The following is a 21,371-nucleotide window of genomic DNA, read 5'->3' as shown; positions in this document are numbered from 1 at the left end:
GGCCATCTCAGCGGGGCAACCCCAGCAGCCGCTCCCCCGCCAGGGTGAGCAGGATCTGCTCGGTCCCGCCCGCGATGGACAGGCAGCGGGTGTTCAGGAAGTAGCGCACATCCGGCGAGTCGACGATGCCCGCACCGTCGAGGAAGTCCATCACCGTCTCGGCCAGGCCCTGGCGGTAGCGCACCCCGATCAGCTTGCGCACGCTCGAGGGCGCCCCGGGGTCGTTGCCGCCGACCGCCAGCCGCGCGATCAACTGGTCCAGCAGCGAACCCACCTGTGCCGCAATGATCAGCGTTCCCAACCGGTCGGCCTCGGCACCGTCGAGGACGCGGTCCCCGATCACCTCCAGGAGGTGCTCCATGCCCTTGTCCAGCGCCCCGCCGGTGGCGATCGCGACCCGCTCGTTGGCCAGGGTGGTGCGCGCCAGCGGCCATCCGCCGTCCACCTCACCCACCACGAGATCGTCGGGCACGAACAGGTCGTCGAAGAACACCTCGTTGAACAGGGCCTCCCCGGTGATCTCGCGCAACGGCCGGATATCGATGCCGGGCGAGTTCATCTCGACCAGGAAGTAGGTGATGCCCTTGTGTTTCGGCACATCTGGGTTGGTGCGGGCAAGACAGATGCCCCAGTTGGCGCGGTGCGCATTCGAGGTCCACACCTTCTGCCCGGTCAGCTTCCAACCACCCTCCGTGCGAACGGCTTTGGTCCGCAGTGCGGCGAGATCCGAACCGGCGCCGGGCTCGGAGAACAGCTGGCACCAGTAGATGTCACCGGTGAGAGTGCCCGGGATGAACCGGTCGATCTGCTCCGGGGTGCCCGCGGACAGGATGGTCGGCGCCGCCCACCAACCGATCGAGATGTCGGGGCGCACCACTCCCGCGGCGTTCAGTTCCTCATCGATCACCAGCTGCTCGGCGGGGGTCGCGTCACGGCCATACGGTTTGGGCCAGTGCGGCGCCAGCAGACCGGACTCGGCCAGCGCGCGTTGACGGTCCCCTTCGGGCAGTTCGGCGATCTTTGCTGCGGCAGTGGCGATCTCGGAACGGATCGCGTCGGCATCGGTGACATCCACATGTAGCTGCCTGCGCACACCGGCACGGGTGAGTTCCACGGTGCGGCGCAACCAGCGGGACTGACCGCCGAGGAACTGCGCGACCGCGTATGCCCGACGCATGTACAGGTGTGCGTCGTGCTCCCACGTGATGCCGATCCCGCCCAGCACCTGGATGCAGTCCCTGGCGTTCTTCTTGGCGGCATCGATACCGATGGCCGCGGCCACCGCGGCGGCGATGGAGAGTTGTTCGGCGTCATCACCGGCAGCGGCCGATGCCGCGTCGGCGGCGGCCACCGCGGCCTGCTGGCTGCGCAGCAGCATCTCGGCGCACATGTGCTTGACGGCCTGGAAACTGCCGATCGGCTTGCCGAACTGCTCGCGCACCTTGGCGTAGTCGTTGGCGGTGTCGAGCAACCAGCGGGCCAGCCCGGCGGCCTCGGCCGCCAGCACGGTCGCGATCAGATCGGTGACCCGTTGCCCGGACGCACTCAACACCTGGGCGGGGGCGCCGGTCAGCACCACCCGGGCCAGCGGACGGGAGAAGTCGGTGGCCTCCAGCCGTTCGATCGCCACGCCCTCGGCGGCGGCGTCGACCAGCAACCAACTGTCCGAGGCGGGCAGCACGAGGACACCGGCCGGGTCCGCGCCCAGCACGAACGGCGCGGCCCCGGTCGCGGTACCCGCGTCGAAGGTGATCTCGGACGCCAGCGCGATACCGGCGCTGCGCTCGCCCGCGGCGAGCGCCTCCAGCACGGTGGGATCGTCGACCACCAGGGTGGCCAGCGCGGTGCTGGCCAGCGGGCCGGGTACCAGGGCCGCCGCGGCCTCGTCGACCATGGCCAGCAGGTCGGTGACCGTGCTGCCCGCCCCGCCGAACTCCTCGGGGACCGCCACACCGAATGCCCCTAGTTGACCGAAGCCGGCGTACGGGCCCCGCCAGGCGTCGGGGTCGCCGAGCTCGACCCTGCGGGTCGCCTCGATCGCTCCGGAGCTCGCAGCCCAGCTACGGACCAGCTCACGGGCCGCAGACTCCTCGGATGTGTCGGTCTGCACAGACAACACGGACACCGGCAACTCCTCGCCATTGGGTGAGAAGGCTCCGCTTCCCACTAGAACGTGTTCTAATAGTGCCAGCGCTCGGACGTCAAGTCGACCATGGTCACGGCCGCGACGCGCCGCTGTGATCCCGAGCGGGGAGGTGGGCGATCAACGGTAGGCATGCGTATCGTTTTCCTCTTAAGCGCATCACGAAGGAGTTGTCCGCCACATGTCGTCGCCTGCACAACCCGGATCGGGTTCTGACTCACCCCGTCAGGTGATGACCGTGGCCGTTCTCTCCGAATCCGAGCTCGGTTCCGAGGCACAGCGCGAACGCCGCAAGCGCATCCTGGACGCCACGCTGGCCATCGCTTCCAAAGGCGGCTACGAGGCCGTCCAGATGCGGGCCGTCGCCGAACGCGCCGATGTCGCCGTCGGGACCCTGTACCGGTACTTCCCGTCCAAGGTGCACCTGCTGGTGTCCGCCCTCGGCCGCGAGTTCGAACGCATCGACGCCAAGACCGACCGCGCCACCCTGACCGGCGGCACCCCGTACGAGCGGCTCAACATCATGGTGGGCCGGCTGAACCGGTCGATGCAGCGCAACCCGCTGCTCACCGAGGCCATGACCCGCGCCTTCGTGTTCGCCGACGCCTCCGCTGCCGGCGAGGTCGACCACGTCGGCAAACTGATGGATTCGATGTTCGCCCGCGCCATGAGTGACGGCGAGCCCACCGAGGATCAGTACCACATCGCCCGGGTGATCTCCGATGTGTGGCTGTCCAACCTGCTGGCCTGGCTGACGCGCCGCGCGTCGGCCACCGACGTGGCAAAGCGACTCGATCTGGCGGTGCGGTTGCTCATCGGTGACGGGGAACAACCTAAGGTCTGAAGGCGTGCTCGAAGACGCCCTGCGGCGCGCGCTCACCCGCGCTGCGGCCACCCCACGACTGCTGGTCACCTCCGATTTCGACGGCACGCTGGCGCCGATCGTCAACAACCCCGCCGACGCCCGCCCGCTGCCCGAGGCCGCGGCGGCGCTCGAAGCGCTCGCCGCTCTCCCCGGCACCTTCGCAGCCCTGATCTCCGGGCGGGCGCTGTCCGTGCTGCGCGAGCTGTCCGGGATGTCCGATGCGGTGCAGGCGGTCGGCAGCCACGGCGCGGAGTTCGACACCGGCTTCGGGCGCGAGATCGACACCGCACTGCTGGCCGAGATCACCGAGACGCTGAACGACATTGCGGCGGGCCGTCCCGGCGTGACGGTGGAGACCAAACCCGCCAGCGTCGCGCTGCACGTGCGCAATGCCTCCGAGGCCGACGGCGCGGCCGCACTGGCCCTGGCCCGCGACGCCGCCGAGTCCTGGGACGCCCACACGACCGCAGGCAAGGCGGTGCTGGAGTTCGCGGTCATCGTCACCGACAAGGGCGAGGCGATCGACATCCTGCGGAACCGTTGCGCGGCAACGGCAGTGGTCTTCCTCGGCGATGACGTCACCGACGAGAAGGCGTTCCGGCGGATGCGCGACGGTGACGTCGGCATCAAGGTCGGCCCCGGGGACACGCTGGCCGGTTTCCGGGTCGATGCGCCCGCGGACGTGACATCGGTGCTGCGCTACCTGGCCGATGCACGCTTGCCTGATCAGCAAGACTGATTGCTGGTCGGGGTGGACGCCGCGCATCCTGGTGCCATGACCGATACCCCGGCTCACGCCTTGTCCGACGAATGGGACGAGCGCTACCACCGCTTCCTGGACCGGTTGCCCGCTCAACGCCCTAACCCCGCCGTGGTCAGCGAGATCACCGGTCTCCCAACCGGTTCAGCCCTCGACGTCGGGTGCGGTGGTGACCTGGGTCCGCTCCCGGCTGGAGGATCTGGAACTGCCCGACGGCGGATTCGATCTCGTCACCGCGCACTATCCGGCGTTGCTGCACTCACCGCAGCGCGATGCCGAGCGTGCACTGCTGGCCAGCGTCGCACCCGGCGGGCTGCTGCTGGTGGTCCACCACGCCGATATCGACGTCGAGATGGCCAGAGCGCACGGGTTCGACCCGGCCGACTATCTGCTGCACGATGATGTCGTCGCCCTGTTCGACGCGGACTGGGAGGTCAGCATCGACCGGTACCGGGCGCGCCCGGTACCCGCCGGCCTGGACAGCCAGCACACCCACGACGACGTGGTGGCGGCCCGGCGCAAACGCTAGGCGGGCGGGCCGGAGGTGCGGCCCCGGACCACCTCGGTGGTCAGCGTCTCGACGACCGGGAGGCCCGAGCGCGGCGGGGCATGCAGCAGATCCCCGGCCCGGCGCCCCTTCTCCATGCTGGGCTGGGTGACCGTCGTCAGCCCCCGCGCCAGCGCCTCGGGCACCCCGTCGAACCCGGTCACCGTCAACTGCCCCGGCACGAAGATGCCGTGCGCGCGCAGGTAGTCCATCGCCGACAGCGCCAGCACGTCGGCGGTGCACATCAGCGCGGTGATGCGGGGATTCGCCGCCAGCGCCACCTCGGCCGCCTCGCCGCCGGACTGCGGCAGGTGCTCGTAGCTCTCCACCACGGTCACCGACGCCGGATCCAGTCCGGCCGCGCTCATCGCGTCGTACACACCGTGCACCCGCTCGCGCTGGACGTGGAAATGCGGTGAGTTCAACCGTTGCGGATCGGCCACCATCGGCTTGGTGCTCTCATGCGGCCACTCCCGCCCCAGCCGCATGGTCAGCAGACCGATCTCACGGTGTCCCAGTGCCACAATGTGTTCAGCGAGTTCACGCATCGCGGCGCGATCGTCGATGCAGACCCGCGACGCACCCGGCACGTCCATGGGCTGGTCCACGACGACGATCGGCAGGTGACGTTGCAGCAGCACCGGCAGGTAGGGGTCATCGTCGGAGGCCGAGTAGACGACGAATCCGTCGACCCCCGCCGAGAGCACCGCCGCCGACCCGTCGTCGACGCTGCGATTGGGTCCGGCCGCCACCAGCAGCAACCCCTGGCCGGCCTCCTCACACGATTCGGCCAGCCCGGCAACGAAATCCAGGGCTGCCGGATCGCTGAAGGCGTAGTTGAGCGGCTCGGTGATCATCAGGCCGACCGCACCGGCTCGTCGGGTACGCAGCGAACGGGCAACCGGATCAGGGCCGGGGTAACCCAGTTCCTTCGCCGCGGCGAGCACCCGCTCGCGCAAATCGGCGGACAACTGATCGGGCCGGTTGTAGGCGTTGGAGATGGTGGTACGCGAAACGTTGAGTTCGGCGGCCAGCGATGCCAGCGTCGCGCGCCGTCGCGGCGCCGGACTTCTGGACATGCCTCATGAGGCTAGCGGACGACCGTGCCGATCCGGTTACCCGACCACACCGCCAGCCAGATCGCGCAGGCGATGGTGACGATCACGAAGCTCGGCGGCATGTTGAAGACCGCCGACACCGCGAGGCCCGTCCACACCGAAAACAGGCTGATCACCGTGGAGATCGCCATGGCCGCCAGCGGTCGTGCCGTCAGCATGATCGCGGTCGCGGCCGGTGTCACGACGAGGGCGAAGAGCAGCAGGGTGCCCACCGCCTGCACCGCCATCGTCACCGAAAGGCCGAGCAGCGCCATGAAGATGACCGACAGGGCGCGCACCGGCACCCCTTTGGCCTGCGCGACCTGAGCGTTCACCGAGGCGAACAGCAATGGGCGATAGACGATTACGACCGTGGCGGCGATCACCAGCAGCAGCACGGTGAAGGTCAGCAGTTGTTGATGGGTGATCGCCAGCAGGTTGCCGAACAGCACGTTGGTCAGCGTCGAGGAATTCTTGGTGGCCAGCGAATTGAAGAACAGACCGAACCCCGTCGCCAGCGCCAGTACCGTGCCGGTCGTGACCTCGCGGTCACCGGCGTTCTTACCCATCGCCCCGATCACCAGGGCGCCACCGATACAGAAGATGCCCAGCCCGAGGACCACCGGCAGGCCCACCAGGGCTGCACCCGTGGCCCCGGGCAGGCCGATATGGGCCAGTGCGTGCGCGGCGAACGCCGTGTTCCGCACGATGATGAAATAACCGATCAGCCCGGCGGCCAGGGCGACCAGAGTGCCGCCGAGCACTGCGTTGCGCATGAACGCCGACGTCAGGATCTGCCACCAGTTCTCCTGATAACCCAGCGCGAGATAGATCTGGGTACCGCCCATCAGGTGGCCCTCATGTACATCTGGCCCTGCAAGGTGTTGGCCACCGCGACCGTGGTGCCGTAGAGGTGGGTCAGCAGATCAGCATCGACAACCTGGTCGATGGCCGCGTGATGGGCGTGCCCGTCGAGCAGATACACCGCGCTGTCCAGTACCGACAGCAGCGGGTTCAGATCATGGGCGACAACAAGAATGGTCACATCGTATTCCGCATTCAGCCGGGACAGCAGTCCGACGATCTCCTGCTGGTTGCGCAGGTCGAGTGCGGCCAGCGGCTCATCGAGAATGAGCAGCCGCGGCCGGGATACCAGCGCGTTGGCCAGCGCGATGCGTTGCCGCTGCCCGCCCGACAGCTGAGATACCCGCCGGTCGGCGAACTCGTCCGCCTCTACCGCCCGCAGCGCCTCGGCCACCCGGGCACGGTCCGCCGCGGTGGTGCGGCGCAAGCCCCACCGCCGGCCGGTGAGGCCCAGCATGACGGCGTCGCGCGCGCGGATCGCCTCCCCGGCGCCGGCCACATAATCCTGCGGCACATAGCCGATGGCATCGTTGTGGGCGCCGGGCCGACCGCCGAGCACCCGCACCGTGCCCGAAGCCACCGGCAGCAGACCCAGGATGACCTGCAGCAGCGTGGACTTGCCCGAGCCGTTGGATCCGATCACGGCCACGATGCCACCGGCCGGAATCGTGAAGGTTCCTTCCGACCAGATCAGCCGGCCGCCGCGGACCACACTGACGTCGTCGAAGACGAGCGCGTTATCGGGCGCCGGGTTGTCGGGCGCCGGGTTATCGGACACCAAGGGCCTCGGCCAGCGCGGTGAGTTGATCCACCTGCCAAGCCTCGAACGATTCGGCCCCCGGCGCAGGAGTTTCGGTGACATCGACCACCGGCACTCCGGCCGCCTCCGCGGCGGCGCGCAGTTGCTCGGGGACGGAGCCCTCGGTCTGGGTGTTGTAGATCAGCACGTCGACACCGCGATCGGAGAGCAGGCGCAGGAATGCGTCGAGGTCGGCCGGGGACGGATCGCTCTCGTTCGAGGCGGCGACCTGGTAGCCCTGCGGGGTGCGATTGACGAGCCCGAGAGCGCCGGCCATATCGTCGAACAGGCTCTCGGTGGCGGCGTAGCTCTTTCCGGCCGCACCGGCCTTGATCTCGGCGATCAGATCGCGGTAGGGCGCCAGACCCTCGGTGAACTCGGTGTGCCGGGCGCCGAAGTAATCACCGGCCGCCGGAGCGAGCTCGGTGAGCTTGGCGGTGACGGCATCGGCCACATCGGTGACCGCGATCGGGCTGTACCAGGCGTGCGGGTTGACGCCGCCTTCACCCTCGTGATCATGCCCCTCGTGGCCCTCGTGATCATGTCCCTCGTGGTCCCCGCCGAGCAGGGACAGGGCATCCACCACGGCCGCATCCGGGGCGGTGCTCTCGGCCAGCTTGGCGGCCCACTCGTCGTAGTGGCCGCCGTTGAGCACCACCAGCTGGGCGCCCTCGAAGGCCGCCGCATCCGACGGCGCCGGCTCGAAATCGTGTGGGTCGACCGACGAGCCGGAGAGCACGGTCGTCACGTTCGCGCAGGCTCCGGCGAGTGACGACACGATCATGCCCCACTGATCGACGCTGACGACGACGTCGACCGGCGTGGTCGGGCAGTCGCCGGCCTGGACGGCCGTCGATGTGGCGGCCGGTTTGTCGCCGCTGCCGCAGGCGCTGAGTGCGAACGGGACGGCCAACAACAGACCCGCGGCCAGCGCGCGGGAGGACTCAAACGACATCACGCCGATAACGATAACCGTTTGCATTAGTAAACGCCGCATCGGACAATACTTATTGATAATCATTTTCATTAAGGAGCCTCATGGCAGCCCCCCACCTGCTTCCCGTCACCGTCCTGTCCGGATTCCTCGGCGCCGGCAAGACCACCCTGCTCAACCACATCCTCACCAACCGCGACGGGCGTCGCGTAGCAGTCATCGTCAACGACATGAGCGAGATCAACATCGACGCCGCCCTGGTCGCCGGACAGGGCCACCTGGAGCGCACCGATGAAAAACTCGTCGAGCTGACCAACGGCTGCATCTGCTGCACCCTGCGCGAGGACCTGGTGGAGGCGGTCGGCGCGCTGGCACGGCAGAACCGTTTCGATCACCTGGTCATCGAGTCGACCGGGATCTCCGAGCCGATGCCGGTGGCCGCCACCTTCGACTGGGAGTTCGATGACGGCTTCCAACTCGGGCAGCTGGCGAAGCTGGACACCATGGTGACCGTCGTCGACGCGTCCACCTTCCTGGCCGAGATCGCCAGGGGTGAGGCGCTGGCCGACCGGAACCTCGCGGCCGGCGAGGGCGACGCCCGCAGCATCGCCGACCTGCTCACCGATCAGGTCGAGTTCGCGGATGTGCTGCTGCTCAACAAGACCGACCTGGCAAGCCCGGCCCAACTCGGCACGGTCGAAACCCTGCTACGCCGGCTCAACCCCACCGCCAAGCTCATCAGGACCGATCACGGTGTCGTCGAGATCGGTGAAGTGCTGGGCACCGGGCTCTTCGACCCGATCGCCGCGGCACAGTCGCCCGGCTGGGACGAGGAGATCGCCGACGGCCACACCCCGGAGACCGAGGAATACGGCATCAGCTCGATGACCTTCCGATCGGATCGGCCATTCCACCCCCAGCGCCTCGCCGACGCTCTCGCCCAGACCACCCGGGTGTTGCGCAGCAAGGGATTCTGCTGGATCGCCAGCCGTCCCACCATCGCCGCAATCTGGTCACAGGCCGGGCCGAACCTGGTGATCGAACCGGCACAGTACTGGTCGAACACCGAGATCACCCCCGGCCAGGAGATCGTCTTCATCGGCGTGAAACTGGACCGCGACAAGGTCGGTCGCCTGTTGGGCGACGCGATTCTGACCGACGACGAAGTCGCCGAAGGCGAACAGGCCTGGCTGGCCTACTCCGATCCGCTGCCCGCTTGGGTTGTGACCCAACAACATTCGCACTGACATGAGAATCGGCCGGAGGCGGTGCCTCCGGCCGATTCCCGAGCGGCTCTCAGTGGTCGTGCCCAACCGCCCCGCTGAGCTCATTGGGGGTCTGTGCCAGCGTCACCGAGGTCTCGATAGTGCCGGCCGCCACGTCCACCAGGTGGATCTGCTTGGTCGCCGGGTCGCTGACGTAGACGGCGTCCTCACGGGTGAACACAGCCGGGCCGGGCTGCTGCCAATCGTCGGGCTCACTCCACGGCTCGGTCACCTTGATCGACCGCACCAGGTCACCGGTGACCGGGTCGAAGACATGCAGATTACCGTCGGTGCCGAGCATCAGCGCCTCGGCCTGCGGGCCGCGGCCCAGCGAGCGGAACCAGTAGCTGACACCGGCGGGCATCTGCACGATGCGCATCTCATCGGCGGTGGTGTCGATCAGGGCGAACTGCTCGGGCCGCTCCATCTCGGCATCCGCGTCGACCTTCATATCGCCCAGCACCACCGGGGAATCCTCGTGACCACGGGTGTTTCCAGTGCGGCCGTACGGGGTGGGGCTGGGGATCTTGGTGAACTGTCCGTCGGCGAACTTCAGCACGCCGTTCTCGCAGCCGAGGATGACCACCTCGTCGGCGGCCACCGTCTCGCCATGCACGCCGGGGCATTCCTCGTTGCGCGCAATCTCGCGGTCACCGTCGAACGCCGCGGCGCCGACCCGGGTGTCCGGATTGCCCAACGTCTGCACCCGGGTGCCGTCGGCAAGAATGACCGCCACGCCGTGGTGCGGCTCCGGGGTCTTCCACTTCCGGGTGTCGGGCATGCCGCCCGCCTCCAACGCGTGCGGATCGAAGGCGGTGATCTCGCCGGTGCCATCGGCGAACAGCACGGTGTTCTCACCGTGCGGAGTGACGTGGCCCGCCACGACGCCCGGGAAGGTGTCCTCGGTCAGCCGCCCGCCTGCGGCATCCAGGATGCGCCAGCCCTCGGTGGTGGTGACGAGCACGTGGCCCTCGTCACCGGCCGGGTTGACCCGCAGGAAGCCCTCCAGCGGGATGTCTTGTGCGACTTCGAGAGTCTCGCCGTTGAGGACCAGCAGGCCGCCGTCGTAGGTGACCGCCAGCGGCTCGGGGATCGGCACGCCGGGTGCCGCGGAGGTGGCGTCAGCGGGCGTGGGATTCCCGGCATCGGCGCTCTGGCCGCCCGATGAGCAGGCGGCCAGAGTTGCCGCCGCGAATGTCAGCGCTCCCGCCCGATAGAACCATGTCGAACTGGCCATAGGTGCTCCCTTCACAGAGTTGGCCCGCGACTAGCGCAGGCCGGTGACGATGGCGTCGGTATTGGCGCGCATCATGTCGAGATACGTCGCGCCCGATGAGCCGGGCGGACTGAGTGATTCGCTGTAGAGCGAGACGATCCGCACCTGGACCCCGGCGTCCTCGGCGAGCACCCTGGCCAGCTTGTCGGGCTGCGACGAATCGACGAAAATGGCTGGAACCCGGGCCGATTCGATTGCTCCCACCAGTGATTGCAGATCCGACGCGCTCGGCGCGGCCAATGTGGTACCGCTGGGGACCACGGCCCCGATGACCTCGAAATCGAACCGCTGCGCCAGATATCCCAGCACGTGGTGATTGGTGACGAGTTTGCGTCGCTCCGGCGCGATCTCAGCGAAGCCATCGGTCATCGCCTTGTCGAGTTCGCGCAGTTGCGCCCGGTAGCGCTCGGCGTTACGCGCCAATGCCTCACCATCGATACCGTCGACCTCGTTGTGAACAGTCTCCTCGATGACGTCGACGGCGGCGATCATGCGCTGCGGGTCGGTCCAGAAGTGTGGGTCCGCCATCCCGGCGCTGTCACCCTCGACGTAGTCGACAGGGTCGATGTGATCGCCCACCGCGACAACCGGAACGCCCTGCGCTTTGGCGGTTTCCACGTTTCGGGTGACGTTCTCCTCCAACCCGAGTCCGTTGTAGACGATCAGCGCGGCATCGTTCATGGCCGCGGCGTCCTGCGCGGACACCCCGAACGAGTGCGGGTCGGCATTGGGTTGCATCAAGACGCGGACCGGCGCAGCATCACCGACGACGTTGCGCACCACGTCGCCGAGGATGTTGGTGGTCACCACGATCTCACCACCGCCGGATCCGGAGTTCGGACCGCATGCGGTGAGCAGCGCGGCGAGCACGGCCAGCAGGCACAGCCAGATCCTGCGCGTCACCGGCCGGACTCGACCATCAGCCCCGGGGTCACCTCGGTGGACAACGTGCGGGCGATGCGCAGTCCGTCTGCGTAGTCGATCTCGTAGATCTCCTTGGCATCGGCATTGTTGATGTAGGCGCGATCGGAGTCGAGGTCGACCACCGGTTGCGGACCGTCGGCCGGGATAGGCCCGGGAAACAAGGGGATTCGGGCTGTTTCGGCGCGGGTCTTGGTGTCCACGGCGGACAAGGTGCCGTCGCGGTGCAGGATCAGCACCGTTCCGTCGCCCTTGGTGTTGGTGGCCACGGCATCCGCGGCGGGCAACAGTGTCCAGGACCGCTGGCGACTGTCGAGGACCCAGACATTGCCGCCACCGATGCCTGCGAAGACATCTGCGCGGTCCCGGTGCTCCATGGCGGTGGGGCGCTGCTCCGGCGCATCCGCGGGATACGGGGCCGGAGTCACCGTGAGGGCGTTCTCCCCGCCGGTGACCCGCACCGTCCCGGTCTCGCAACCGAACACCACGGCGCGGCGGGTCGGTATCGCCCAGGAGACGCCTGTGCATTCACCGGCCAGGTCGGTCGTGCCTGCCTCACCGGTGACGTGAATGCGGCCGTCGGCGCTGACCGTGACCAACCGGCTGCCGTAGGGCACCGCGGCGGCCGTCTCGGACGGGACGGTCAGTCCGGCCGGCGCTTCGACCGTCTTGGACCCCAGCTTCTCCCGGTCGAAGACCTCGACGGCGCCGGTGGGCGATGCCACCGCGACCATCGAGTTGCTGGAGCCGACCGAGGCCGCGGGCAGGTCGAGCGTCGCGACGTCGGCGGGCGTGCCGGCGAAGTAGTGGTAGTGGTCACCGTGGTCGAAGGTCCAGGCCCCGGCGTCGACGACGGTGGTGCGCTCGCCCGTACGAAGATAGGCGAAGCGTCCGTCGCCATCCAGCCCGGTGACCGGACCGTAGGAGCCGATGGCCGTCTCCGTCTCGTCCACCGCGTCGTACACCGAGGTGTCACCGGTGGCGGGATCGACGAGCACCAACCTGGTCAACGGCCCGTCGGACTCGCGGGCGCCGTCCTCGACGGCGACGCCGTCGCCGGTGCTGGCCCGGGACGTCTCGGTGGGCGCGGCAGCCGGATCACCCGACGAGCAGCCGGCGACCACCGCGGCCGAGGCGGCCAGCACCGCGACCCGGCGGCGATTCGTGCGCAGCGCCGCCAGCAGCGTCGAAGCGAAGAACATCAGCACCGCGACCCCGGCGATGGTGGCGCCGCCGGCGGTGCCGGCGTACCAGGAGATGAGCAGGCCGACGTACACCGAGACGCATCCCAAGATCGCCGACAATGCCATCACCTTCGGGATCGACTTCGCCCAGGCCAGCGCGGCGGCCGGCGGTGCGACCAGCAACCCGAGAACCAACAGGGTGCCGACGACGTGGAAGGAGGCGACCATCGCGACGGCCATCAGCACGGTCAGCGCCGGGATGGCCCACTGCGGACGCAGACCCAATGTGGCGGCCTTGCGGGGATCGAAGGTGACCGCCACAAACGCGCGATGACCGATGATGACCGCACCAAGGGTGAGCAGCAATGCCACGGCGAGAACGACCAAATCCGTTGTGCGCACCGCGAACACGTCACCGAACAGAAAACCGGTGAGATCCACGGCGAAGCTCTGCGATCGGGATACCACGATGACCCCGAGCGCCAGCATGCCGACGAGCAGCAGGCCGATGCTGGTGTCCGAGGACAGCTTGGACGAGCGTCCGATCGCCGCGACACCGACAGCCATCACCAGGGCGGCCACCAGCCCGCCGAGCATTAGCGATGTCCCCAGCAGCGCTGCGATGGCAACGCCGGGCAACATGCCGTGCGTCATGGCCTCGCCGAGGAACACGCTGCGGCGCAACACGACCCAACACCCAACCAGGGAGCACAGGCAGCCGGCCAGCACCCCGGCCGCCAGGGCGCGAAGGACCATGTCCGCCTGGAAGGGGTCTGCGAGCCAGGAGGTCATGCCGTACACTCTTATCAGTAATGAAACTCATTATCAATAAGACGCCGACGGACGCCGGCGTCATCGAGGTGTCCGGGGTGGACTTCAGCCATACCGACACAACAGTTTTCCGCGCCTTGACGCTGTCGATCGCACCGGGCGCCGTCACGGCGGTGACGGGGCCCAACGGTTGCGGGAAGTCGACATTGCTCGAGCTGTTGGCGGGCGTGCATCCGGTGGCCGCCGGCACCATTGCCCGCGGCACCCGCAATGTCGCCTTGGCCGTACAGCGCAGCGCGGTCACCGATTCGTTCCCGGTGACCGTGACCGAGGCCGTCATGATGGGTCGCTGGCGCCACCTCGGCCTGCTGCGCCGCCCCGGGACAAAGGACCGGGCGACCGTCGAGTACTGGTTGACCGAACTCGGACTCACCGATCTTCGGCACCGCACGATGGGTGAACTCTCCGGCGGTCAACGACAACGCGTCCTGCTGGCCCAGGCCTTTGCCCAGGACGCCCCGCTGCTGTTACTCGACGAACCCACGACCGGACTGGATGCCGACTCCGCGCGCCTGGTGCTCGCCCACCTGCGCCGGTTCGCCGACGCCGGGACGACGGTCGTGGCCGCCACCCACGACTGCGCGCTGATCGCGGCCGCCGAGCACCGCGTCGAACTAGGCTGATCGGCATGACAGTCGACCTCAACGCCGACCTCGGGGAGGGTTTCGGGGTGTGGACCCTCGGTGAGGACGATGCGATGCTCGATCTCGTCACCTCGGCGAACGTGGCCTGCGGTTTCCACGCGGGCGACCCTGCCGGGCTGCTGCGCGTCTGCCGCGCGGCCGCCGAGCGCGGAGTCCGCATCGGTGCGCAGGTCGGCTACCGGGATCTGGCCGGCTTCGGCAGACGCTTCATCGATATGGATCCCGAGGAGCTGAGCGCCGAGGTGATCTATCAGATCGGGGCACTGTCCGCGCTGGCCGCGGCCGCCGGATCCGCGGTGTCCTATGTCAAACCGCATGGTGCGCTGTACAACTCGATCGTCACCCACGAGGACCAGGCTCGCGCCGTCGCGGCCGCGGTACACGCGGTGAACCCGGCGCTGCCGGTACTCGGCCTGGCCGGTTCGGTGTTCTTCAGCGCTGCCGAGGAGTTGGGGTTACGCACCGTCGCGGAGGCGTTCGCCGACCGCTCGTACCGGCCGGACGGGCAGCTGGTTCCCCGCAGCGAACCACACGCGGTGCTGCGCGACGCCGATCAGATCGCCGACCGGGTGTGGACGATGATCGCCGAAGCGCGGGTCACTGCCGACGATGGTTCACAGATCCCGATCCGTGTCGAATCGGTGTGTGTGCACGGGGATTCGCCGGGGGCGGTACAGATTGCGGCCGCGGTTCGGAGGCGGCTCGCCGAACACGGCGTGCATCCCGCTCCGTTCAGCTAGTGGTCGTCTCGGTGATCTCGCGCCGAATCGAATCCATGCCGGTCTTGGTGGCGACCGTCATCGGGCTCACACTCATCGGCACCACCGCCCGTGATGTCGTCTCGGTCAACCCCGAGATCGCCACGGCCGCCACGGTGTTCTGCGGGATCTTCGTCCAAGCGCTGCCGTTTCTGGTATTGGGGGTAGTGGTCAGCGGCGCGGTCGCCACCTTCGTGACACCGGATCGGTTGGCACGCTGGCTCCCCCGTCGACCCGCGACCGCGATACTGACCGCCGGCGTCGGCGGCGCCACGCTGCCCGGCTGCGAATGCGGGTCGGTCCCCATCGCCCGCAGACTGTTCGGCGACGGCACCGTGGGCGCGGCGGCATTGACGTTCATGCTTGCCGCCCCCGCCATCAACCCGGTGGTCCTGATCGCCACGGCGGTGGCATTTCCCGGCGAACCGCTGATGGTGCTCGCGCGCTGTATCGCCTCGTTGTTGACAGCCATCTCCATGGGCGCTCTCTGGGCCAAGTTCGGACAACCCCGGTGGATCACCCGCAACCTTCTCCGCCCTACACAGCAACAGGATTCGCGTTTCAGCACGTTCACCGAGGCGGCCCGCCACGACTTCCTGCAGGCGGCGTCCTTCCTGGTGGTGGGTGCGGCTGCGGCGGCGGCGTTGCATGTGCTGGTGCCGTCGTGGATGTTCGACCACTTGGCCGGGCAACTGCTGCTCGGCATCCTGGTGCTGGCCGCGCTCGCGGTGGTGCTGGCCTTATGTTCCGAGGCCGACGCCTTCGTCGCCGCCAGCCTGTCGATGCTGCCCCTGGTACCTCGACTGGTGTTCCTGGTAGTGGGCCCCGCCATCGATATCAAGCTGTTCGCCATGCAAGCCGGAATGTTCGGCCGCGCCTTCGCGATCCGGTTTGCACCGGCCACGCTCGTGGTGGCCACCACGGTGGCCACCGGTGTCGGACTACTCATCCTGGGCGCCCGATGAGCCGCGAGACCGAGAATGCACTGCTGCTGCTCGTCGGTATGAGCACCGCCATCATCGCGGCCACCGGCACCTACACCCGCTACGTGAAACCTGCTCTGCTGCCGTGGTTATGGCTCACCGCCGGTGTAATCACAGCGTTGGCCGTGATTGCCATCGCCGGCGATATCCGCACCGGACCCCGGCACGGGAAACACACCGGGCACGACCATCGAGCGGGAGCGGCGTGGTTACTGCTGATTCCGGTTGCCTTGCTGGCCTTCGTTGTTCCGCCGGCCCTCGGGCCGCAGTCGGCCCGGCCCGCGGTGAGTGACGCGGGAGCGCCGCGTCGACCGTTCCCGGCGCTGCCCGCCGGGCACGCGCCCGAACTGTCGCTGCCCGAGGTGCTCATCCGGCTGGCCCAGGACTCGGCGGGCACGCTCAACGACCGGCTGATCACCGTCACCGGATTCACCCTCGGCGACGGCGGCCGCACCTATCTGGGCCGGGTGGTCATCGTGTGCTGCGCTGCGGATGCCCAGTTGGCCCGCATCGCGCTCACCGGAGCGGCTGCCGCGTCGGCGGCGGCGCTGCCGGAGGGAACGTGGGTGCGCGTCGAGGGTCGCGCCGCACCGGGCGAATTGCGCGCCGAGTCGGTGGTGCGGATCCCACAACCGGCGAACACTTATAGCTATTGACGTGCGGCATCCCGGTTCGCGCCGCCGACAACGCTGTCCAGCAGCCCGGGCAAGGCAGCCTCGACCTCGTCGCGACGGAGCTTCTGATACGTCAGCCCGTCGATCACCCGCCGTTCGGTGACGCCGGCCTCCCGCAGGATCTTGAAGTGATGGGTGGCGGTGGACTTGTTGATGCCGTCGTAGAGCGCCACGCATTGCAGCGGTTGCTGCGCGTTGTGCAACCGGCGCACCATCTCCAGGCGGACGGGATCATGGATCGCCGCCAGCACCTTCTGCACGGAAGCAACCGGGTGCACCGGATAGTCGGTGACCAGTGCGTTGTCCGCCATCGGAATAACCTCGGTCATATTCGGTTTGATCTCTGTCGAACCCAGCGTAGCCTGAGGCGGGTTCGATGTCCGTCAAACCAGACACCGGAGGTGACCGCGATGGTGGCGTTCGATCCCGCGGCCAACCCGACGCAGCGCTGGGCCTATCCGCTGGTGCTGGTGCTGAGCGGGGTCGCCCTCGGTGTCTCCGGGCTACCCGCCCCGCTCTACGGGATCTACGAGGCCAACTGGCACCTGTCCCCGCTGGCCACCACCATCGTCTTCGCGGTGTACGCGCTGGCGGCCCTGGCGGCGGTGCTGGTGTCGGGAAAGGTCTCCGATGTCGTCGGCCGCAAGCCGGTTCTGATCGGGGCACTGGTGGCCTTACTCATCGGTCTCGGGGTCTTCCTGATCGCCGACAGCATGGCGATGCTGCTGCTGGCGCGCACCATCCACGGCGCCGCCGTCGGCTCGATCGTCGTCGCCGGCGCGGCCGCGCTGCTCGATCTACGACCCGACCACGGAGTGCGCACCGGCCAGCTCAGCGGTGTCAGCTTCAACATCGGGATGACGGTCGCCATCATCGGGTCGGCACTGCTGGCCCAGTACGCACCGCATCCGCTGCGTACCCCGTATGCCGTCGTCGCGGTGATCTGCCTGGTGATCGGCGTCGGGCTACTGGCCCTCAACGAACCGCATACGGCCCGTACCCGGGGTCCCATCCGGATCGCCAAACCCGCGGTCCCCGAGGAGATTCGTTCGGACTTCTGGTTCTCGGCGCTGGGCGCCATGGCCTCCTGGTCGGTGCTCGGGGTGCTGCTGTCGCTCTACCCGTCGCTGGCTGCCCAGCAGACCCACATCGACAACCTGGTCTTCGGTGGCGCGGTGGTCGCCACCACCGCGTTCGCCGCCGCGATGGCACAGCTGGCCGCCACCCGGCTGCCCGCCAGGTACTCGGCGATCATCGGCGATATCGGGATGGCGGTTTCGCTGCTGCTGACCATCCCGGTGCTGTTGACCCATCGCTGGGAGCTGGTGTTCGTGGCCGCGGTGCTGCTCGGCGCGACGTTCGGGCTGGGCTTCGGCGGCTCGTTGCGCCACCTGTCCGATGTGGTGCCCGCGACGCGACGCGGTGAGACGATGTCGGCGTTCTACCTGCTGGCCTACACCGCGATGGCGATCCCGACCCTGATCGCCGGCTGGGCCGCCACCCGATGGGATCTGGCGGCGGTGTTCCCGTGGTTCGCCGGTGCCGTCGCCGCGGCGTGCCTGGGGGCGGCCGCCGCGGGGCTGCGCAGCACCAGGTCCACCGGAGGTATCTAGGCTGACGGCGTGACCGATCACGCGTTCAGCGCCGCCGAGCGCCGGGCCGTCTACCGGACCATCGCCGAACGCCGGGACATGCGCCGTTTCATGCCGGGCACCACGGTGGCCGAGGACGTCCTGACCCGACTGCTACAGGCCGCACATGCCGCCCCGAGTGTGGGACTGATGCAGCCGTGGCGCTTCATCCGCATCACCGACGCGGGCCTGCGCACCGCCATGCACGATCTGGTCGACGAGGAACGCAAACGCACCGCCGAAGCGCTCGGCACGCGCGGCGACGAATTCCTGGAGCTCAAGGTCGAGGGCATCCTGGAGTGCGCCGAGCTCCTGGTGGTCGCGCTGCGCGACGATCGGCAGCGCCATGTCTTCGGGCGCCGGACGATGCCGCAGATGGACCTGGCTTCGGTGTCCTGCGCGATTCAGAACATGTGGCTGGCCGCCCGCGCCGAAGGCCTCGGCATGGGCTGGGTGTCGATCTTCGAACCCGCCCGCCTGGCCGAACTGCTCGGTATGCCCGACGGCGCCGAACCGGTGGCCATCCTGTGCCTGGGCCCGGTGCCGGAGTTCCCGGACCGGCCCGCCCTGGAGATCGACGACTGGACGCAGGGCCGGCCGCTGGCCGAGTTCGTCGCCGAGAACAGCTGGACGGCAACATCTTCAGAGGATCTGGCGGATCGCTAGGGTCCCCCGTAGGGCAGCAATGCCATCTCTCTGGCGTTCTTGATCGCGATCGCGACCTGGCGCTGCTGTTGCGGGGTGAGCCCGGTGACGCGACGGGAGCGGATCTTGCCACGTTCGGAGATGAACGTGCGCAACAGCGAGACGTCCTTGTAGTCGACGGTCGTGACGCCGAGCGCCTTGAGCTTGTTGGCCCGCGGACGCTTGATCTCGACGGGGGCCGGCTTGCGCTTCTTCGGCGCACGGGGTGCCATCACCAGCTCGCTTTCCGGATACCGGGCAGTTCTCCGCGGTGGGCCATCTCGCGCGTTCGCACCCGGGACAGTCCGAACTTGCGCAGGTGCCCACGCGGCCGGCCGTCGACGGCATCGCGGTTGCGGACCCGGACCGGACTGGCATCGCGCGGCATCCGCTGCAGCTCGGCTTGCGCGGCAATGCGTTGCGCCGCATCCGTATCCGGCTTGCGGATCAGCTCTTTCAGAAGGGCACGCCGCTCGGCGTAGCGCGCCACGGTGGCGCGGCGACGCTCGTTGGCGACGATCTTGGACTTCTTGGCCATCAGCGTTCTTCCTTGAAATCGACGTGCTTGCGCAACACCGGGTCGTACTTTTTCAGCACCAACCGGTCCGGATCGTTGCGCCGGTTCTTGCGGGTGACGTAGGTATAACCGGTGCCGGCAGTGCTTTTCAGCTTCACGATGGGCCGGATGTCATTGCTCTTACCCATCAGATCTTCTGCCCTTCCCGGCGCAGCCGACCGACGACCGCCTCGATCCCGTCGCGGTCGATGACCTTCATGCCCTTGGTGCTGACCTTCAGCCGGACGCGTCGACCTTCGGAGGGCAGGTAGTAGGTCTTGGACTGGATGTTGGGATTCCAGCGGCGGCGGGTACGCCGGTTCGAATGCGACACCCGGTTGCCGAAACCCGGTGCGCGCCCGGTCACCTGGCAGTGCGCAGACATCGGCGGCTCCTCATACATGCTCACTCGTTAATGAAAACGATTTTCGACAAGCTGACCGGCACACGGTAGCGTACGGATCGGACTTAATGAAAATCGTTATCGATAGGGTGTGATGAGATGCGGACGCCAGTGATACTGGTAGCCGGTCAGGGCGCGGGAACCGACGTCGTCGACGTGTTGCTCCGCACGCCGGGAACCGCGGTGGTCGGGTACACCGTCGATGGACATGTCGTGGTCCGGCAGGTCAGTGGCATGCGGGACACCAAGCTGGTGATCACCCAATGGCCGTTGGAGATGACCAACTGTTGCGTGACCTGCACCGTCCGCAATGACCTGCTGATCCTGCTGCGCCAGCTGCATCGACGCGACGATGTGCATCGGATCGTCGTGCAGTTGATGGAATGGCTTGACCCGGAATCGATCTGCACGGCGATCAACGACACACCGGTGCAACTGGGCCCCGGCTATATCGACGGTCCTGCCGGTCGCGATGTCGAGATCCAGGCGGTGGTCACGTGTATCGACACCGAGGTGTGGCTGAACCAGGCCCTCGGCGACGACGAACTCGACGCCTCCCGGACCGTGGCCCAGGTCGTGGTGGGGCAGGCGGAGTTCGCCGATGTGCTGGTGCTGACCGCAGCCGACCGGGCCACCCTCGCCGTGCTGCGCAGACTGGCGCCGCGGGCGCGGATCACCGTCGGGCTGCAGCATGTCACCACCGCACTCAAGCACCTCGACCCGCAGTCACGCCGCGGCCGCTCCGATGACCCGCACGATTCGCTGTTGTCCGGCCAACCGCCGCTGCAACCCGACGGCGACGTGGAGCTGCTGGAATTCAACGCGCGCAGGCCGTTTCATCCCGAACGCCTGCACAACGCCATCGACGCCCTGCTCGACGGGGTGGTACGGGTGCGCGGGCGGGCCTGGCTGGCAAGCCAACCCGACACCGTGGTGTGGATCGAATCGGCGGGCGGCGGACTCGGTGTGGGCGATGCCGGACGCTGGCTGGCAGGCATGGACGAGCGTGCTCGGGCGTACGCGGACCCCGAGCGCACCGCCATGGCCGCTTCGCACTGGGACGAGCGGTTCGGCGACCGCCACATCGCGCTGACCGCACTGATCTGCGGTGCGAACCCCGAGACCATCACCGCGGCACTGAACGCAGCACTGCTCACCGACGCCGAATTGGAACGCCCGCAGGACTGGGCCGGTTACCCCGACCCGTTCGGGGAGTGGCACGAAGATCCCTGCGCCGAGCTGTCACACGATCTGGCCGACGAACACATCATGCTGAACGGAGAAGAATGAAACCCGACATCCACCCCGACTACCATCCGGTGGTCTTCCAAGACGCCGGCACCGGTAAGACGTTCCTGATCCGGTCGACGGTCACCAGCGACCGCACCATCGACTACCAGGGCGCCACCTACCCGCTGGTGGTCGTCGACGTCACCGCCGACTCGCACCCGTTCTGGACCGGGACCAACCGGCATCTCGACACGGCCGGGCAGGTGGAGAAGTTCCGCCGCCGGTACGGGAGCCGGGACCGCGCAGGGTCCTAGGCTCTGGG

25 protein-coding genes are annotated in these 21,371 nt (G+C 68.1%); 12 read left to right on the top strand and 13 right to left on the bottom strand.

From position 1 onward, the window contains the following. Positions 1 to 7: 7 nt before the first annotated feature. A complete protein-coding gene (locus tag A7U43_RS06635) occupies positions 8 to 2,131 on the bottom strand; it encodes an acyl-CoA dehydrogenase family protein (RefSeq protein WP_418287685.1) in 2,124 nt (707 codons plus the stop codon). Between the two features lie 250 nt (positions 2,132 to 2,381). Between A7U43_RS06635 and kstR the strand changes: the two genes are divergently transcribed. The 3 genes from kstR to A7U43_RS06620 all read left to right on the top strand — a co-directional run bounded on the left by kstR (position 2,382) and on the right by A7U43_RS06620 (position 4,297). After that, positions 2,382 to 2,987, top strand: a complete 606-nt coding sequence (gene kstR, locus A7U43_RS06630) for a cholesterol catabolism transcriptional regulator KstR (RefSeq protein ID WP_197499972.1) — start codon at positions 2,382 to 2,384, stop codon at positions 2,985 to 2,987. 4 nt (positions 2,988 to 2,991) lie between these two features. After that, a complete protein-coding gene (gene otsB / locus A7U43_RS06625; RefSeq protein ID WP_067992561.1) occupies positions 2,992 to 3,747 on the top strand; it encodes a trehalose-phosphatase in 756 nt (251 codons plus the stop codon). Between the two features lie 190 nt (positions 3,748 to 3,937). Further along, the gene (locus tag A7U43_RS06620) at positions 3,938 to 4,297 is read left to right on the top strand and encodes a methyltransferase domain-containing protein (protein ID WP_231963538.1); all 360 of its coding nucleotides are present in this window, start codon (positions 3,938 to 3,940) and stop codon (positions 4,295 to 4,297) included. Here the strand turns inward: A7U43_RS06620 and A7U43_RS06615 are convergent. From A7U43_RS06615 to A7U43_RS06600, 4 genes are read right to left on the bottom strand one after another with little or no spacing between them, the layout of a single operon-like run. Next, positions 4,294 to 5,394: a LacI family DNA-binding transcriptional regulator gene (locus tag A7U43_RS06615; RefSeq protein WP_067992559.1), complete on the bottom strand. Its 1,101-nt coding sequence runs from the start codon at positions 5,392 to 5,394 to the stop codon at positions 4,294 to 4,296. The two genes, A7U43_RS06620 and A7U43_RS06615, sit on opposite strands and share 4 nt — an antisense overlap. 11 nt (positions 5,395 to 5,405) lie before the next feature. After that, complete coding sequence (locus A7U43_RS06610; protein WP_067992555.1) at positions 5,406 to 6,260, bottom strand: metal ABC transporter permease; 855 nt, start codon at positions 6,258 to 6,260, stop codon at positions 5,406 to 5,408. Then, the gene (locus tag A7U43_RS06605) at positions 6,260 to 7,054 is read right to left on the bottom strand and encodes a metal ABC transporter ATP-binding protein (RefSeq protein WP_067992552.1); all 795 of its coding nucleotides are present in this window, start codon (positions 7,052 to 7,054) and stop codon (positions 6,260 to 6,262) included. The genes A7U43_RS06610 and A7U43_RS06605 overlap by 1 nt, the downstream gene beginning before the upstream one ends. After that, a complete protein-coding gene (locus A7U43_RS06600; RefSeq protein WP_418287684.1) occupies positions 7,044 to 8,030 on the bottom strand; it encodes a metal ABC transporter solute-binding protein, Zn/Mn family in 987 nt (328 codons plus the stop codon). Before A7U43_RS06600 ends, A7U43_RS06605 begins: the two co-directional genes overlap by 11 nt. Positions 8,031 to 8,113: 83 nt before the next feature. Here A7U43_RS06600 and A7U43_RS06595 point away from each other — a divergent pair, with 83 nt between their 5' ends. Beyond that, on the top strand, positions 8,114 to 9,256 hold the full coding sequence (locus A7U43_RS06595; RefSeq protein WP_067992547.1) for a GTP-binding protein: 1,143 nt from the start codon (positions 8,114 to 8,116) through the stop codon (positions 9,254 to 9,256). A 49-nt stretch (positions 9,257 to 9,305) separates the two neighbouring features. On the opposite strand, the gene aztD is transcribed toward A7U43_RS06595, so the two are convergent. Genes aztD through aztB form a run of 3 tightly spaced genes read right to left on the bottom strand, consistent with a single transcriptional unit; the run spans position 9,306 to position 13,447 of the window. Continuing rightward, entirely contained in the window at positions 9,306 to 10,511 is a 1,206-nt protein-coding gene (aztD, locus tag A7U43_RS06590; protein WP_067992543.1) for a zinc metallochaperone AztD, read from the bottom strand. A 30-nt stretch (positions 10,512 to 10,541) separates the two neighbouring features. Continuing rightward, positions 10,542 to 11,453, bottom strand: a complete 912-nt coding sequence (gene aztC, locus A7U43_RS30285) for a zinc ABC transporter substrate-binding protein AztC (RefSeq protein WP_067992541.1) — start codon at positions 11,451 to 11,453, stop codon at positions 10,542 to 10,544. Then, positions 11,450 to 13,447: a zinc ABC transporter permease AztB gene (gene aztB / locus A7U43_RS06580; protein WP_067992539.1), complete on the bottom strand. Its 1,998-nt coding sequence runs from the start codon at positions 13,445 to 13,447 to the stop codon at positions 11,450 to 11,452. Before aztB ends, aztC begins: the two co-directional genes overlap by 4 nt. Positions 13,448 to 13,467: 20 nt before the next feature. Here aztB and aztA point away from each other — a divergent pair, with 20 nt between their 5' ends. From aztA to A7U43_RS06560, 4 genes are read left to right on the top strand one after another with little or no spacing between them, the layout of a single operon-like run. Next, entirely contained in the window at positions 13,468 to 14,109 is a 642-nt protein-coding gene (gene aztA, locus A7U43_RS06575; RefSeq protein ID WP_067992536.1) for a zinc ABC transporter ATP-binding protein AztA, read from the top strand. A gap of 5 nt (positions 14,110 to 14,114) precedes the next feature. Then, positions 14,115 to 14,870: a LamB/YcsF family protein gene (locus tag A7U43_RS06570; protein WP_067992533.1), complete on the top strand. Its 756-nt coding sequence runs from the start codon at positions 14,115 to 14,117 to the stop codon at positions 14,868 to 14,870. A gap of 35 nt (positions 14,871 to 14,905) precedes the next feature. Further along, on the top strand, positions 14,906 to 15,853 hold the full coding sequence (locus A7U43_RS06565) for a permease (RefSeq protein ID WP_068002049.1): 948 nt from the start codon (positions 14,906 to 14,908) through the stop codon (positions 15,851 to 15,853). Then, on the top strand, positions 15,850 to 16,527 hold the full coding sequence (locus A7U43_RS06560; protein ID WP_067992529.1) for a TIGR03943 family putative permease subunit: 678 nt from the start codon (positions 15,850 to 15,852) through the stop codon (positions 16,525 to 16,527). Before A7U43_RS06565 ends, A7U43_RS06560 begins: the two co-directional genes overlap by 4 nt. On the opposite strand, the gene A7U43_RS06555 is transcribed toward A7U43_RS06560, so the two are convergent. Continuing rightward, positions 16,521 to 16,856 (bottom strand): ArsR/SmtB family transcription factor, encoded by a 336-nt coding sequence (locus A7U43_RS06555; RefSeq protein ID WP_068002046.1) that lies wholly within the window; start codon positions 16,854 to 16,856, stop codon positions 16,521 to 16,523. The two genes, A7U43_RS06560 and A7U43_RS06555, sit on opposite strands and share 7 nt — an antisense overlap. 99 nt (positions 16,857 to 16,955) lie before the next feature. On the opposite strand from A7U43_RS06555, the gene A7U43_RS06550 reads away from it, so the two are divergent. Continuing rightward, the gene (locus A7U43_RS06550; RefSeq protein ID WP_068002044.1) at positions 16,956 to 18,158 is read left to right on the top strand and encodes an MFS transporter; all 1,203 of its coding nucleotides are present in this window, start codon (positions 16,956 to 16,958) and stop codon (positions 18,156 to 18,158) included. 78 nt (positions 18,159 to 18,236) lie between these two features. Then, a complete protein-coding gene (bluB, locus tag A7U43_RS06545; RefSeq protein ID WP_231963601.1) occupies positions 18,237 to 18,842 on the top strand; it encodes a 5,6-dimethylbenzimidazole synthase in 606 nt (201 codons plus the stop codon). Here the strand turns inward: bluB and rpsR are convergent. The 4 genes from rpsR to rpmB are packed head-to-tail and all read right to left on the bottom strand — an operon-like array spanning position 18,839 to position 19,801. Then, positions 18,839 to 19,093, bottom strand: coding sequence for a 30S ribosomal protein S18 (gene rpsR / locus A7U43_RS06540; protein WP_067992524.1), 255 nt, complete (start codon positions 19,091 to 19,093; stop codon positions 18,839 to 18,841). The two genes, bluB and rpsR, sit on opposite strands and share 4 nt — an antisense overlap. Then, the gene (rpsN, locus tag A7U43_RS06535; RefSeq protein ID WP_067992521.1) at positions 19,093 to 19,398 is read right to left on the bottom strand and encodes a 30S ribosomal protein S14; all 306 of its coding nucleotides are present in this window, start codon (positions 19,396 to 19,398) and stop codon (positions 19,093 to 19,095) included. The genes rpsR and rpsN overlap by 1 nt, the downstream gene beginning before the upstream one ends. Continuing rightward, positions 19,398 to 19,565 carry a 50S ribosomal protein L33 gene (gene rpmG / locus A7U43_RS06530; RefSeq protein WP_067992518.1) on the bottom strand — a complete coding sequence of 56 codons (168 nt, stop codon included), beginning with the start codon at positions 19,563 to 19,565 and terminating at the stop codon, positions 19,398 to 19,400. The genes rpsN and rpmG overlap by 1 nt, the downstream gene beginning before the upstream one ends. After that, positions 19,565 to 19,801, bottom strand: a complete 237-nt coding sequence (gene rpmB / locus A7U43_RS06525) for a 50S ribosomal protein L28 (RefSeq protein WP_068002041.1) — start codon at positions 19,799 to 19,801, stop codon at positions 19,565 to 19,567. Before rpmB ends, rpmG begins: the two co-directional genes overlap by 1 nt. Before the next feature lie 117 nt (positions 19,802 to 19,918). Here rpmB and mrf point away from each other — a divergent pair, with 117 nt between their 5' ends. Together mrf and A7U43_RS06515 are read left to right on the top strand one after the other, a co-directional pair. Next, entirely contained in the window at positions 19,919 to 21,109 is a 1,191-nt protein-coding gene (gene mrf, locus A7U43_RS06520; protein WP_067992516.1) for a ribosome hibernation factor-recruiting GTPase MRF, read from the top strand. Continuing rightward, the gene (locus A7U43_RS06515; RefSeq protein WP_067992514.1) at positions 21,106 to 21,363 is read left to right on the top strand and encodes a type B 50S ribosomal protein L31; all 258 of its coding nucleotides are present in this window, start codon (positions 21,106 to 21,108) and stop codon (positions 21,361 to 21,363) included. The genes mrf and A7U43_RS06515 overlap by 4 nt, the downstream gene beginning before the upstream one ends. Positions 21,364 to 21,371: the final 8 nt, after the last annotated feature.

The organism is Mycobacterium adipatum (assembly GCF_001644575.1).
GTDB lineage: Bacteria > Actinomycetota > Actinomycetes > Mycobacteriales > Mycobacteriaceae > Mycobacterium > Mycobacterium adipatum.
The sequence above is the reverse complement of the archived record's forward strand: the minus strand, read 5'-3'. Positions and strand labels throughout refer to the sequence as shown.